Genomic DNA, 13,289 nt, shown 5'->3' with positions numbered 1-13,289 from the left:
TTCAGCTTATGCAACACTCCTAATCGCCCTAAACACAGCACCACGAGAGCTGACGCTCTCAACCACCACAGCCTCAATCTGCCGAGCAATGTTTGAACCAATCACATTGCCTTGCTCGGCATTGGCTGCACCTTCTACGGTGATCTGATTGGAAATATTAAACACCACATTTTGACCTGCGGCTTGGCGATTGCCTGCATTGTAGTGTCTGGCCATGTGGCTAATTTCGACGTTTTGTTTTGGAGATAGGACACGCTCACCGCGCTGTAGTACATAGGTGCTTTCATTTGGTACGTAATCTAAACCACCGTGTGCAATACCCGCTGGTTGCTGTGACTTGATCATACGGACTTGCTGTAGCCCCATTGCGACAGCGGCCGCCGCAGCAGCGGCACCGAGGGCAGGGCCAACAACGGGAATAGGGGCTAATGCTGCATATGATCCGGTGGCTGATTCATAGGTTTTAATCATCGCTTGGGTGATAGCAAAGGCCTTGTAGAGTTTAAATGCGGTTTTGCTTTGACCTGCCATCGCTTTAAAGCCCGCTGCGCCAAGGCCAACAACTGCAGATGTTTTCTCGCGGGCGTTTTTAGTCTCCCAGTTTGCAAACTGCATTAGATATTGTTGCATCGCACCGGTATTGCGAGTGCGAGCTTGCATTAAGCGCTCTTGGTGCGCGTGTTCATCGGCTTCCCGTTGGCTATGAAAACCTCTGGCTGCGTTTAGTTCTTGTTGGCGCTCTAGGTCTCGAATTTGATTATCAGCGTTGTATTTGATTTCGCCGACTTCATCGTTAGCGGCAAGGCCTAGCATGCTGCGTCGTTTGGCATCGATGCGCGCTTGTTGTTTTGCTTCTTCTACTGCTAGTTGGTTGTTGTAGCTGGCAAGCGCCTCACGGTTTGCATAGCCTTTGATTTGGGCAATACGATCTTCTAGCTCTGCGCGTAGATCGTTTTTACGCTTTTCTTCTGCTTGGTTTTGAAGTCGTGTTTTTTCAGATTCGTGCTTGTCAGCTAGCGCTTGTTGATCTGCGTGAAGCTTGGCATCTAACTGCTGTAAAATCGCATCGTACTTGGCCTTGTTACCTAAGTCATTTTCACGAGCCTGTATCACCATGGCTTTGCGTTTGTCATAACTGGCCTTTAGCCTGGCTTCTTCACTTAAAAGTGAAAGCTGCAGCTGCTGAATATTTTGGGGCAGGGCGTTTGTCGCTTGTTTTGCATTTTCTGCTATTTGTTTCCAGTCCAGCGCTTTTAGGTTTTGCTGTAGGTTTGCAGCTTGTGCTGCTGTTTTCATGGTTTCTCTACGGAGCTTGGCTTGCTCGTTGATGTAGCGCTCAATGCCTGCAATTTGATTTTGGTACGTAAATTTAGCACGGTCACTGCCCGCATTGTTCATTTGCTGGCGCAGCTGCTTTATCCGTTTATAAGCATTTTGAATGTTGTTTGTGTAGTTGATTGTTTGCTTTGCAGCCGAGGCGATTTGCGCTTTAGCACTGACGTTGTTAACGGAATCGAACGCATCGCCTAAATCATACAAGTGTGTTTCAAGCTTTTTTGAGCTCGTAGATGCTTTGTCGCCTTGGGTGGCAAAATAAGCGATAGCTAAACCAGCAGTGACGGCCAGACCAACAGGGCCACCTAGCATGCGCATTGCGCCACCAAGCACTCGACTGGATAAAGCCGCGCGCTTAGACACGACAGAATACGTGGCCGTTGCAGCATTGAGGTTTGTTTGTGCAAGTGTCGCCCGTTGATTGGCCAGTGCCAGTTGATGAATGGCCTTTGTTCTAAGGGCTGTATTTCTGGCCATCGCGAGTTGGCGCTGAGCTGCAGCTTGCTCTTGAATTGCGCGTCTGTGTTCTTCCGCAGCTAAGCGTTGATTGGATGCAGCTAGCTGTAGGTCAGCTTGTAGCGCTTTGTGTTTTGCGATTGTTGTGGCTGTGATTGCGGCTGTTGCTTTAGCGGCACCGCCTGCCAGTTTACCCCCGTATACGATTGCTAAAGCTGCAGCTGAGGTCGTTAGTCCCTCTACGAGTTCTTTGTTTTCCCGCAGTTCACGCATGCCTGCAGTAACAGCATTAGCCACTTCAACTACCGCAAAATTTACTGGTTTTTCATACTCACGAATAAGGCGCTGATATTCGTTGCTCATCTCTGCGAACGACGCATTGATTTTACCCTCAGTCGCCTCAGCTGCGCCTGCATACTCGTTTAACGCCTTTATTAAATAACGTTTAAACATTTGACTGGTTATACGGCCATCATTGACGAGTTGCCTAAACCCACCTGCAGCAACGCCCGCTGCTTTATCAAGCTTTTGTAAAAGCCCGGGTAACGGCTCAGTGACTTGGTTGAGTTCTTCTGCTCTTAGTACGCCTGCAGTCATACCTTGGGTCATACCAAATAGCGATTGCTCCAGCTGCACATTGTTTGCGCCTGTTTTAGCCGCTGCATTGGCCATGCCCTCAAGTATCGCTTTGCCTTGTGTTTGAGTCACAATACCGACTTGTTGCAGGTTAAGGATTTTAGAGTAGGAATCAGCAAGGGTGGTGTATTGCGTATTGAGTCTGTCTGCAGCTTCAAACAGATAGCTTTGTACTTGTTGGTATTCACGGGTAGAATCGGTCACCCCTTGCAGCCGAGTATCTAATTGCTGCGCTGCGCCTGTATCGCGAATAAACATGGCCGCCGTGCCTATGGATGCAACCCCTGCGAGGGTCATACCCAATTGCTCATAGCCATTTTGTAGCACACCTAGCTGTTTACCCATGGCAGATTGTTGTTGCATCACCTTCGCCTGGCTTGCGCCTAGTCGCTGGTTTGCGGCCACCTGATTTTGGATACTCTGCGGTACGCGATTTAACGTCTGGATATGTTGGTTCGCGCTTGAAGCTGCCGCTTTGCTCATGGCCGCTTGCTGTTGCAGCACTTTTGCTTGGCTTTCACCCAGTCGTTGATTTGCTGCTATCTGGTTTTGAATGGCGCTGGATAAGCGGTTTAAGTCATTAATCGTTTTGTTTGTGCTTGCAGACGTCGCTTTACTCATCGCCGTTTGCTGCTGCATCACTTTAGCTTGGCTTGCCCCTATGCGCTGATTAGCCTTTACCTGATTTTGAATAGCACCTGGTAATCGGTTTAAATCTTGTAGGTTTTGATTAGTGCCAGTTGTGACCGCTTTACTGACTGTTGTTTGACTCTTGGCGACCTTGGACTGACTGTCACTCACACGCTGATTAGCGCCCACCTGATTTTGAATAACTCCGGGCAGGCGGTTTAAATCCTGAATGTTCTTGTTAGTACCTGCGGTAACGGCTTTACCGTCATACTTTAAGCGAAGCGCTAGGTTCAATTGGTTTTTCATCGGGTCGCCTTAGTAGTCCTATTACAGTGCGCTCTAAGAATTGGAGCTTGTCAAAATCAGTGGGGGTCAGGGCTATATCTGCATAGCGCCAAGCGATTTCAGCCCTGGCATAATCGAGGGCCAGTTCAATGCCATCTTTGCAGTATTGCCACTGGGTGTTTGCTGTTGAGAGCGCTTTAACCGCTGTCCAGTTTTGTGGGAGTACGTATAAATCTGCTTTGCTTGTTTCCACCTCAACTGGCGCACCAAAATAGGCTAAATCATCATCAAGTGCTTTGGATTGTGTGGCCAAGTCACCCACAAACCACTTGGCCACGTCGATTAGTTTTTTTCCTGCACTCGATATTGCGCGTTGATACATTCCGCTGATAAGCGCCCGGCGATACCGCCAAAGCCCAGCATTTCATCCAGCACGTCTTTTGAAAACGGGATGCTTTTACCTTCATCTACAAAGTCGTCCCAACCTACAAGCAGCTGCTCTACGATGGCTTTATCTGTGGTGTTACGCGGGTCGGTGAGCTTTTCAATGTCTTGCTCTGGCACAAGTTTAATATGTGCATTGAACTTAAATTCCACGCCGCCATACTCAAAATGAAGTGGGGCATGAATAGTGGCGTCTTTTAATTGCTCTAATTTTTTTAATTTCATAAGGATCACTCAAATACTAAGGTTAATTCGTCATAGCCATTGTCACTGGGGACGAGCTTTCCGTCCAGTTCGTAGCCTGTGAGCTCACTCTCTAAGCTTGCATACTTAGGCGTGGGCATTTGAAAACGGCCTAACAACGTCACTTTGTTACCAGCGCCTTGGCCGTGGTTAAACTCAAAAGTTTGTATGCTGCCAGCCAGCTCAAACGGGTTAAATAGCGATAGGGAATCACTGGTGACAGTAATATTCGCCGTGGATTCATGACCCGTAATGAGGATTTCTTCGTGATTAATGGCGCGGTCGAAGATCACATTATTACCTACATCAACGGTGAGTTTGTGTAAGGTACGGCTTAGTCCATTTAATTTAAATGCGCTGCTGTTGGTCACACCAAGCGTTGCGGGCTTTTTCCAACGGGACCAATCAACAGGTGGCGGGCCGCTTGATTGTATCGGCGCACTGAATAGGCCTTTAAACTGCCAGTTAATCATGGGCTGGCCTTTTTCAAGGTTAATGCTAAAAGTGCCAAGCATCTCAGAAAGCACGTGTGTGTTTTGGCCAAAGCGCATTAAACACGTTGCTTTGGTGGCCGCACCTTTGGTGAATGTAACCGCATTGGCACTCGATACTTGCACCATGCCACACGCTAATAGCAGGGGTGCAATGGCTGGCGCTGAGCCTGCGCTACCACTCATGGCCAATGGCGTTTTAAAATTCAGCGTCACATGCTCACCATAGATAATCTCTAGGCTAGAGCCGGAATGAGCGCGCTCAATTTCGTCTTTTTCGGTTTCGGCTTCAATGTTAAATTCAACCTCGCTCGCATATATCGCATGGTTGCCTGTGAGGGTGGTCCCGAGGGAGTCGGCCATAATTAGCCTGTCTTTAAATCGCCAGCTCATTTGCTTGCTCCTGGTTTAATGGTGTCGCCATCGAGTACAAATGCACCGGCTGCATTGCTTCGATTGCCGTTTTGTTTAAGGGCTTGTTGAACTTGATTGGCAATCTCAGTTGGGCTGTGCTTTTTAGGGGTTGGTTTGTCATCTTTCATGTTGGTTCCTTGGTGTTGATGGTTATGTGCCCACTGACTGAAAACTGGCACTGATAAATGAGGTTTTTGGTTTGTTGGTTCAGCTCCACCATGCGGCCTCGATGAAGCTTGATGGGTTCATAAGGCGCAATTGTGAGGCCAGCAAGTACGTCTTTTACACGCTCCCGTAGTGTTTCAATTTGCTGGTCGGTTTGCCTGTTGGCGTTGTGGCAGGGGATCACAATCATCACCGCAAACAATTCAGTAACCGCATATTCGTCTTGGCCCGTGATGCTGTTTGTTGGCTGATAATCTTCGTCGAGCGGCAACACATACAACAAAGGAGTGTGCACGGATTTGCTGCGCGCTTGATTAAAGTCAGGGGCAAAGCCCACTTTGGCAATACGCGCTTTGTTTAATGCCTTTTCAATGTGGTTTAAATCGAAATTAAACATGCTTTAAACTCCGTTTAAACAAGCCAGTCGGTCAGCGTTTCAATGATTACGCCAGCTTGATATTGCTCAACGCCGATAATTGGGCGAGCAGGGAGGGTGACTGCATGGCCGCGTCCTGCTTTGCCACCAAAGTGGTGTATCGCGGCGTACTTCTCACACAAACCGTGCACTAATTCATCATCTTGTACGTTATGGGTTACTGAACCAGCAAGATTACGTTGGTCGGTCAGTGTTAGCCCTTTACGCGCTTTTGCGGCGTCGGATTGCTCCCAACGAGTGCCATCCGGTGCAAGTTCGTTTAAAAAGCGCGTGGTGACATCCATATCTAAAAATGCGCCTATGTCGTCCAACACATCTTCAGGAACTTGGCTTTTATGGTTGAGCACTTGTAGCTTCTCTAACGCATCGCCCGAGATATCAATGAATACGCCCGCCATGATGCTTTAATCCCAGCTACCAGAATCTGAAGAGCCGCTACAACCCGACGAGAATGAACTAGAAGAACCGCTATAGCTCGATGACGAGTCAGAGGAACTGTAACTAGGGGACCAACTATCATTGCTACTATGAGAGATCGAACTGCATGTTTGACTACTGTCAGTGTCACTACGAGAACTATGAGTGCAATCAGCAACGCTGTTGTCTTGCGGTAATTCGTCATATTCTCTTTCGGATAAGCTCAAACTCTCAAGCCAAACCCAAGTATGCATTTTTGAATCGTAAACCTGTGGTTTTGAATCCACTAAGCGGCGTTTGTTGTATCTCTTCTTTCTTTTAAAAAAGTTAAACATGATCATTTCCTTTATATAAAGTGAGTGATTTAGTACCTAGCCCAATCAAAATTACTGCTTGGGGTTTTGGTTTGAATAGGCCCAGAGGCCACAGGCGAGGGCGCTTTAATTTGAATGGTGCCAGACTCAATTTTACTTAGCTCCAACATGGCATTTTTACGCCTGGTCAAAAGGCCTTCGTCAGCGTCGTTGTTGCACAGTTCGTAGCGCATGAGGTCTGCGGCAATGCCAAGTAGTGGTGAGGCATTCACCTCCGCTTGCGTGAGCTCAAACTTGGCCACATAACCTGCAATCGTGTTATTTACATTAGTAGAGGCGGTTTCAAACCAATTGAATACAGTGGTTTGAATGTCTGTTTCAGGTGTCGCTAACAGAGCGTTTTCTATATCTTCTGCTGTGATTTCTTGCGAACCGTAGACAAGTGAAAATCGACCATTGGCATATTCAACCAACAGTTTGACACTCAAGGTATTGACTGTGTGCTGTGCATTTACAAACATAGGTCTTTCCTTATCAATAAAGGGGCCGAAGCCCCATAGGGAGTTAATGGCTAAATAGTTAAGCTGGGGTCAGTACATCAGTGAGTAACATACCGCACCCCTTGGCAATGATTTGCTCTTCGACTGATTCACCCACAATGACTTTGGTGCCACCACGTAAACCCGCAGACACTGGCTTGCTACCCGACTCACGGTTCTTGTAACGGGCAGTGAGTCCAAAGGTCATACGTTTGTTTTCAAAGCTGGCCAGTGGGTCATGGTAGGTAAGCGCTAGGTTATTGCCCCACGCGCGTTCAAAGACTGGGGTTTTACCTTTTTTAGCGATGTTTAATCGCGCTTGACCAATATTGACGTGCTCAATCTCAAGTGCTTCTTTGATGTAGGCCCAAGGCACCAGCCCTTCGTCTCCTGTTGTGCCGTTATAGCCTTTCAGTAACTTTTTATTGGTCCTAAGCGCTGTTGCAACGCTAAATGACATGGTCATGCTGTTAGGGCGCATCAATGGCTCGTCGAGCAAGTTTAAGAGCCAGCGCAAGATATCAAGGTTTGGGTCATCCAGCTTTTTTAACCCCCCGGTGCCCAGCTTTTTATGAATACCGAAGTTGGTAGGATCTGAAAATTTTTGAGCTACGCGAACTTCACGACCAAGCAGGACCAAGTCTGTAATGTTTTCAGTGGCTACATTCAAAGGGCTGTGGTTAGCGGGTGCATTGGTAATATCGTCGTTTGGCACAACGTCAGATAAACCATAATCAGTTACTCCACCTGTTCGCTCTTCATAACCAAATTCAACTTGGTTTGGTTCTGACTTACGGCCAATCTTGGTATCTGGCACTGTGAACTTATCCGCTAGATTGTACTCACCCCATTTATATTCGCGTCTGTTCACTGGCGCATAGGGGAGTAATCTATCTGCGATTAATTGGCGGTTGTTATAAGCAATTGCAATCGCCGTTTGCTGTACATCGGGGGTAAATGGCATTCCATCACTCATGGCAATGCTCCTTATTTAATGATCACAAATGGGGCGATATGAATATCAACAATGGTGCCCGCGTCGCCTTTTTCGAGCACCTTGCCAGCTACGTGGATTTCGGTATCGTCTGCAAGTGCCGTTGGGTCTAGCGGAATTGCTCGGCCTTCGCTATCGCTCACAGCGTATTCACCGCCCGCAAAGTCGCCGCCTAGCTCTATCGGCGCAAGCTGTGTCATGACCACATCAACACGCAGCTTTTTGTCGGTGCCTTGCTCAGTAACGCCTAAAATGGGACTTTGTATGCCTGTTGCCTTGGTTGCCATAAAATCGCCGATATCAGCCGCGACAAAACGGTTTGCAGGTAATGGGGCGTCAGACTCAAAGTTTCTGATTAATCCTGGTATGGCCATTAGTTTGCCTCCTGCGTCACGTGGTCCATGGCTGTACTTAGGCTAATTGTTATGCCCTTATTGGCTTGCGTACTTTGGAACTCCAAAGCCTTTGCAGCCAACGCATCAGCCGAGTTATCAATCTCGGTTTCGTCGCTGTCGTCTTGTCGGCTAAAGTCTTTGGTGAGTCCGACTTGCTCAGGCAATGAGAGCAGCAAGGTTTTAAAGAACTCGGCTGGCTTGGCCGACGAGGTTTGATTGCCATCGCTAGCAGCAAATTCAAATGTGTTGGCACTGTCTGTTTCAAGGTGTGCCATGAATTCAGCCAAACCGTCTGTTTTGGTGATACGCGGGGCATTACCACCATTGACCTTGGTGTCAATAAACGTTTGTGCATCAAATTTACGTTGGTTGAATTCATGCTCGGCGTTCTTTGCGTTCGCCGCGTCCAGTTTGGCCTGCAATGCTTTTTCGGCTTCGGTGGGTTCGTTTTTAGTTTTGTCACTCACTTCTAGTTCCTCGGAGTTATTGGAAGGGGTGCTAAAGGCATGATTGCCATAGCGCTGCTTGTCTTGTTCGTGTTCAGCGATGATGGTTTTGCGGTTAAGCCAGTCAGCTTCCCAATTAGGGATAAGGCGGTTTGCGGTCTCTAGGTCGTGCTGTTCTATAACCCACTCGCGTAAGTTACCCATAAAGTCCGTAAATAAACGCGCGGTTTGCATAGCTACATCTTCAACACGCTCACTGGCTTCACTGGCAGCAAATTCAAATACAGCGCCTTTTGACTCCTCATTGAATTGCCAAGGCATACCCGCAACAGCAGGTGGCTTACCACCCAAGTAACCAACGTGACCTAAAAAGTAGTTACCTGGTTCACCTTCTAAACGCACGCTGCGATTTGGGTAGCGCTTTGCTTCGACCGCTTCTGCAAACTCAGCGGCGACCTCTTCGGCTTTGGCAAACAACTTACCGTCTTCGACTTTTAAGTCGCTGACCCAACCCCATGCAGGGTCGTTTGTCTTAGGGTGGCCAATGACCAAGGGGCTAGTTTTAGGAATAAAGTTTGTGACCACAGAATCTAAATCTGCGGCAGTAAACTCTTGGGTATTACCGTTTGAGTCGGTGTGGGTGCCGGCAGCAAAAATCTCATACCAGTCAAACTCAGTGTTTTCCATTGTGGGTGCTCATCGTTGAATCAATGAGCTCAGAATAGCGGGGGAGAAATAGAAAATTAGGCGTAAAAGGTTTTACATATAAGGTAGTTAGAGCAATTTAATAGACTAAACAGCCAAGAAAAAACGATCAACTATTAAAGGTAAATAGTTGAATACAGCAAGCAACGTCCCCTCTGCACCTTACACTAATCAAGTAACTTGGCAGGTAAAATTTACTTGTAAAGTTACCACCCAAACCCGAAACATGACTTTGATGTGCACAGGAACACTTTTTAAAACCTTTTTAAAAACCCCTCAATCTTTTTAAAAACTCTTGAGTCGAACGAACACACGGGTTTTAACTTTAAACGCTTAGAATGAACTACAGAGCTTTTTCATCGATTTATAAACTTGGCATAGCATGGGTCATATTGCCGTTTACTTTTATTGATTGCGGATACCTTAATGGAATATATTATTCACAAAGGGCAAGGTAAAACTATCCAAGTACAAAGATATTTAAAATTATTAAAAGTAAGCTATGTTATGAGCAAACATTCAGAAAACTCCTCATATAGAGAGAAACTTATAGAGCACCTTTTTATAGGTGAGTTGTTAAAACTGTCATGGAGAGAAAAGGATTGTCGATTAGAAGTGGGAAAACCCGAGATTGGCAATTCATACTATGATGTCATTTTACAAGAGAATAAAGTAGTACGACATGTCCAGCTAAAAGCTTCATTTATCGGAAGCAAGACCTCACGTCAAAACGTAAACCTAAAACTCGCAGATAAACCCTCAGGTTGTATCATTTGGATTTATTTTGATCAAGAAAGCCTTAAGTTAGGTCCTTACTATTTTTTTGGAGATATACCAGGCCAACCGTTGCCAAGCCTGAGTGATGCAAACGTTGCTAAACATACAAAAGGAAACCAGGATGGCGTTAAAGCTGAAAGACCAAATCTAAGAGTACTTAATAAGGGTGATTTCACGAAGTACCAGACCATTAAACAGTTGTATGAAGCTCTTTTTGAAGCCAAAAACGACATGTAGGCTTTCAAGCTGCAATTTGCAAAGTTATTAAAAGGAATAAAATTATGTCTAGTAAACAGGACCCTTTTGTAAGTTGGAAGGGCGAGTACAATTGGGAAAAATGTAAGCTGGGAAACAAAGGTTATGGAGACTTTATCTCTGCATATATAAAAGGCCAAACTCAACCATTGGTTATGAATTTAAATGGGAGTTGGGGGATAGGAAAGACACATTTTTTAAGACAGCTATACAGTCAACTTAGGTTCGCTGATGAATTCCCAGTTATATATATTAACGCTTGGGAATCTGACTTTAGCAAAGATCCAATTTTGGTAATTATTAATGAGATAATATGCCAGATCGGCCAACTTCACTCAGGTGAACAGGCTGCACAAATAGAAGAAAAGATAGCAGGCCAAATTAAAAAGCTTTGGAATGTAGTAGCACTTGGCGGAGCAACTTACCTTTCGGGAAAGTTTGAGAATTCCACAATTTACGAGTTCACAAAAGACAAAGCTATTTTTAATGATATAAATACACAGCAAGTAGTTGGAAAACAGCTTTCAGAAAATTATATCTATCAGAAGAATGCATTAACCGATATCAAAACGCAGCTAACTCACTTTGCCGAACATTACGAAAACAAAAATATTATCATTCTAGTTGATGAACTAGATAGGTGTAGGCCTAGTTACGCTATTGAGTTTTTAGAGATAGTGAAACATTTGTTTGGTATCAAAGGGTTTGTTTTTGTCATGGCAACAGATACTGAGCAATTAAGCCACTCAGTACAGGCGGTATATGGGCCTCAGTTCAATGGTGAAGAATATCTATCTCGTTTTTTTACTAGGAGTGCTCGATTACCTGAGCCCAATAAAGTTGAGTTTTCTAGACTGTTGGTCGAAAGCTCAGATAACTTGGACAAAATAGATGTATTGTCCTGGCCATTACTTAAAAAAGGTGAATCCATCAATGATCATCTTGCAAGCGCACTTGCCTGTATCGGTATTATTTATGGCTTGTCTCTTAGGAGAATGACCCAATTATTCGAAAAATACCAATCAATTATTATATGTGTTCCTGAAGATGAAAAGTTTGACTCTTTCTTACTCCTTCAATTACTTTGTGAGTACGATCATCCGGACTTTAAGTTTTCGTATGAAAAGAAGAAAACTGAAAAAGTTTCTAGAGTAGACCCTAAAGTTGCAGAAAAGCACAATAAGAATGTAACTTCTAGCAGTAATGATTCAGCAGTCTTTGCGCGCAGTTTATATAAAAACGTTCCACAAAAAGCTAATAGTATATCCAGTATGTTTGGCGTAATCTTTGAAATTTACAAAACAAGAAAGACTACCACCGGCCCTAGAAATGAACCAACTAAATTACCTATGCCTAATGAAACAAAAGATCCCCAAAAGTACGTAAAGTATATGTACAAAGAGGAAACTAATAGCTTTGATTTAACTGATGAGCACTGGGCTTTAGATAAATATTTTGATTATGTTGAGCTTGCCAGCTCTATCACTTCATAAATTAACTATAAGGCGATCAAACGATCGCCTTTACAGCTTCTTGAAGTGCTGTGAACAACAAATTGCCACTAGCCCCATAGATAGAGTTTTCCATCAGATCAATTAATGATTTTGAAGTTGAAGGAGATTGTTTGCAAATAAGAGTTGCGACTTCTTCTGCTTTTTTTGGTGATAGGGTATTTGTTTCTAACGTTTCTTTAAGGTCAATTAGTAATAGCTGGATATCACTGGAGCTTTCTAACGACGTAATTAAACTGTCCAGAGTTTTTTCATTTTGGTGAATTTGAGCCGTCAATAGACGCTCTTCTTTTTCTACCATTGCATGAATTGTACTCTGACAGTTATTGATTATTTCCTTATGTCCCTTATTTGATGAGGCAAATAACTCTTCCAAACTTTCAATCCGTCTAACTAATGTATCGATAACCTTTTCTTGCCTGTCTATAGTTTTGCCTTGCATCAAGAAAGCACGATTAGTTTGTTTAACTTCTAGCTCGGCCAACTCAAGCTTTTGAATTAACCTGAGAGCATTTACACTATTGGCATTAAAGAGCGAATCTATTGTAGTTTCTCTGGCCAATATCTTTTTGAAATTAGAATAAATTGAATCTATTAATTTTCGATGTTCGACTGGTAGAGTTATCGTTATTACAATTTCATTACCATTTTGTTCGAGCAGTACTTTAGTATCTATATCTGGCGCCGTTTGCTTTAATACATCCCCAAAATACGATAAAACAGATGCTCCTGCTTGATAATATGCATCCGGAAATTCAAATGTTTCTTCTATATACGAAACTGATGTACCACCCAAGTCATTGGAACACGCGATACTTATTATTTTAGGCTGTTCGGTAAGCTCGTCGCCAACTTCCAAAACCAGAAATGGGAAAGGGGGAACTGAGTGTCCAAATACTTCTTCAAGATCAACTTCTGCATAGTCAAATCGATAAAAAGACTGCAAATCATAACTGTCTTTAAAATGCTCTATAAGAAACTCTTTGTCTAGAACGATAAATACTGGAATGTGACTGTCAAATCTTAAACCATAAAATCTGTTATCGAAATTTATTTCCCTTCTGCATATTCTCGGTAAAAAGTACCTTCTATTAAATCTTTCTGGAGTAAAGAACAATAAGTTATCAATTTGAAGCGCCTCCAACGACTCACTTGTTATGAAATAATAATGCCACTTACTAGTCTCAGAAAAGGAGCCAAGCAACTCATTAGCGATTATACTTTTTTCTATTTCTTTTTTCCTTATTAATCCTATGCTTCGAATTAGTGCACTATTACAAATATCATTTAATGTAATTCCTTTTAATGCGGCTTGAAGCTGTTCTAAAACCTCGGATCGGTCGGACTTTAAATGCTCCCAAGCGCTGCCCCCATTCAAAACTTTTTTGATATACATATTTA

General features: G+C 44.2%; 15 protein-coding genes. 2 read left to right on the top strand and 13 right to left on the bottom strand.

The genetic code is table 11. The annotated features are described in order from the left end of the window. Window positions 1–6: 6 nt before the first annotated feature. The 12 genes from N483_RS18645 to N483_RS18600 are packed head-to-tail and all read right to left on the bottom strand — an operon-like array spanning window position 7 to window position 9,327. Window positions 7–3,363, bottom strand: coding sequence for a tape measure protein (locus N483_RS18645; protein ID WP_023397592.1), 3,357 nt, complete (start codon window positions 3,361–3,363; stop codon window positions 7–9). Next, window positions 3,323–3,679, bottom strand: coding sequence for a DUF1799 domain-containing protein (locus N483_RS18640; RefSeq protein ID WP_231105481.1), 357 nt, complete (start codon window positions 3,677–3,679; stop codon window positions 3,323–3,325). The genes N483_RS18645 and N483_RS18640 overlap by 41 nt, the downstream gene beginning before the upstream one ends. 5 nt (window positions 3,680–3,684) lie before the next feature. Next, entirely contained in the window at window positions 3,685–4,011 is a 327-nt protein-coding gene (locus N483_RS18635; protein WP_023397590.1) for a hypothetical protein, read from the bottom strand. Window positions 4,012–4,016: 5 nt separating this feature from the next. After that, window positions 4,017–4,913, bottom strand: a complete 897-nt coding sequence (locus N483_RS18630; RefSeq protein ID WP_023397589.1) for a hypothetical protein — start codon at window positions 4,911–4,913, stop codon at window positions 4,017–4,019. Continuing rightward, window positions 4,910–5,062: a hypothetical protein gene (locus N483_RS27085; protein WP_023397588.1), complete on the bottom strand. Its 153-nt coding sequence runs from the start codon at window positions 5,060–5,062 to the stop codon at window positions 4,910–4,912. Before N483_RS27085 ends, N483_RS18630 begins: the two co-directional genes overlap by 4 nt. Beyond that, window positions 5,059–5,496: a phage tail terminator protein gene (locus N483_RS18625; protein WP_023397587.1), complete on the bottom strand. Its 438-nt coding sequence runs from the start codon at window positions 5,494–5,496 to the stop codon at window positions 5,059–5,061. Before N483_RS18625 ends, N483_RS27085 begins: the two co-directional genes overlap by 4 nt. A 14-nt stretch (window positions 5,497–5,510) precedes the next feature. Continuing rightward, entirely contained in the window at window positions 5,511–5,933 is a 423-nt protein-coding gene (locus tag N483_RS18620; protein WP_023397586.1) for a phage virion morphogenesis protein, read from the bottom strand. A 6-nt stretch (window positions 5,934–5,939) separates the two neighbouring features. Then, the gene (locus tag N483_RS27310; RefSeq protein ID WP_023397585.1) at window positions 5,940–6,287 is read right to left on the bottom strand and encodes a hypothetical protein; all 348 of its coding nucleotides are present in this window, start codon (window positions 6,285–6,287) and stop codon (window positions 5,940–5,942) included. 29 nt (window positions 6,288–6,316) lie between these two features. Beyond that, window positions 6,317–6,787 (bottom strand): phage protein Gp36 family protein, encoded by a 471-nt coding sequence (locus N483_RS18615; protein WP_023397584.1) that lies wholly within the window; start codon window positions 6,785–6,787, stop codon window positions 6,317–6,319. Window positions 6,788–6,845: 58 nt separating this feature from the next. Continuing rightward, window positions 6,846–7,781 (bottom strand): hypothetical protein, encoded by a 936-nt coding sequence (locus N483_RS18610; protein WP_023397583.1) that lies wholly within the window; start codon window positions 7,779–7,781, stop codon window positions 6,846–6,848. 11 nt (window positions 7,782–7,792) lie between these two features. Further along, window positions 7,793–8,173, bottom strand: a complete 381-nt coding sequence (locus N483_RS18605) for a hypothetical protein (protein WP_023397582.1) — start codon at window positions 8,171–8,173, stop codon at window positions 7,793–7,795. Continuing rightward, window positions 8,173–9,327 (bottom strand): hypothetical protein, encoded by a 1,155-nt coding sequence (locus tag N483_RS18600; RefSeq protein WP_023397581.1) that lies wholly within the window; start codon window positions 9,325–9,327, stop codon window positions 8,173–8,175. The genes N483_RS18605 and N483_RS18600 overlap by 1 nt, the downstream gene beginning before the upstream one ends. A gap of 444 nt (window positions 9,328–9,771) precedes the next feature. Between N483_RS18600 and N483_RS18595 the strand changes: the two genes are divergently transcribed. Together N483_RS18595 and N483_RS18590 are read left to right on the top strand one after the other, a co-directional pair. Next, window positions 9,772–10,359: a hypothetical protein gene (locus tag N483_RS18595; protein ID WP_023397580.1), complete on the top strand. Its 588-nt coding sequence runs from the start codon at window positions 9,772–9,774 to the stop codon at window positions 10,357–10,359. 44 nt (window positions 10,360–10,403) lie between these two features. Next, window positions 10,404–11,870 (top strand): KAP family P-loop NTPase fold protein, encoded by a 1,467-nt coding sequence (locus N483_RS18590; protein ID WP_023397579.1) that lies wholly within the window; start codon window positions 10,404–10,406, stop codon window positions 11,868–11,870. A gap of 16 nt (window positions 11,871–11,886) precedes the next feature. On the opposite strand, the gene N483_RS18585 is transcribed toward N483_RS18590, so the two are convergent. Then, window positions 11,887–13,284, bottom strand: coding sequence for a hypothetical protein (locus tag N483_RS18585; protein WP_023397578.1), 1,398 nt, complete (start codon window positions 13,282–13,284; stop codon window positions 11,887–11,889). Window positions 13,285–13,289: the final 5 nt, after the last annotated feature.

Origin of the sequence: Pseudoalteromonas luteoviolacea NCIMB 1944, assembly GCF_001625565.1 — a bacterium.
Lineage (GTDB): Bacteria > Pseudomonadota > Gammaproteobacteria > Enterobacterales > Alteromonadaceae > Pseudoalteromonas > Pseudoalteromonas luteoviolacea_F.
This window is presented reverse-complemented; position numbering and strand designations above follow the sequence as displayed.

What these genes read in the sequence shown, in the direction of transcription:
- N483_RS18645 (WP_023397592.1), bottom strand. Translation starts at nt 3,363, where the DNA reads ATGAAAAACCAATTGAACCTAGCGCTTCGCTTAAAGTATGACGGTAAA.
- N483_RS18635 (WP_023397590.1), bottom strand. Translation starts at nt 4,011, where the DNA reads ATGAAATTAAAAAAATTAGAGCAATTAAAAGACGCCACTATTCATGCC.
- N483_RS18630 (WP_023397589.1), bottom strand. Translation starts at nt 4,913, where the DNA reads ATGAGCTGGCGATTTAAAGACAGGCTAATTATGGCCGACTCCCTCGGG.
- N483_RS27085 (WP_023397588.1), bottom strand. Translation starts at nt 5,062, where the DNA reads ATGAAAGATGACAAACCAACCCCTAAAAAGCACAGCCCAACTGAGATT.
- N483_RS18625 (WP_023397587.1), bottom strand. Translation starts at nt 5,496, where the DNA reads ATGTTTAATTTCGATTTAAACCACATTGAAAAGGCATTAAACAAAGCG.
- N483_RS18620 (WP_023397586.1), bottom strand. Translation starts at nt 5,933, where the DNA reads ATGGCGGGCGTATTCATTGATATCTCGGGCGATGCGTTAGAGAAGCTA.
- N483_RS27310 (WP_023397585.1), bottom strand. Translation starts at nt 6,287, where the DNA reads ATGTTTAACTTTTTTAAAAGAAAGAAGAGATACAACAAACGCCGCTTA.
- N483_RS18615 (WP_023397584.1), bottom strand. Translation starts at nt 6,787, where the DNA reads ATGTTTGTAAATGCACAGCACACAGTCAATACCTTGAGTGTCAAACTG.
- N483_RS18610 (WP_023397583.1), bottom strand. Translation starts at nt 7,781, where the DNA reads ATGAGTGATGGAATGCCATTTACCCCCGATGTACAGCAAACGGCGATT.
- N483_RS18605 (WP_023397582.1), bottom strand. Translation starts at nt 8,173, where the DNA reads ATGGCCATACCAGGATTAATCAGAAACTTTGAGTCTGACGCCCCATTA.
- N483_RS18600 (WP_023397581.1), bottom strand. Translation starts at nt 9,327, where the DNA reads ATGGAAAACACTGAGTTTGACTGGTATGAGATTTTTGCTGCCGGCACC.
- N483_RS18595 (WP_023397580.1), top strand. Translation starts at nt 9,772, where the DNA reads ATGGAATATATTATTCACAAAGGGCAAGGTAAAACTATCCAAGTACAA.
- N483_RS18590 (WP_023397579.1), top strand. Translation starts at nt 10,404, where the DNA reads ATGTCTAGTAAACAGGACCCTTTTGTAAGTTGGAAGGGCGAGTACAAT.
- N483_RS18585 (WP_023397578.1), bottom strand. Translation starts at nt 13,284, where the DNA reads ATGTATATCAAAAAAGTTTTGAATGGGGGCAGCGCTTGGGAGCATTTA.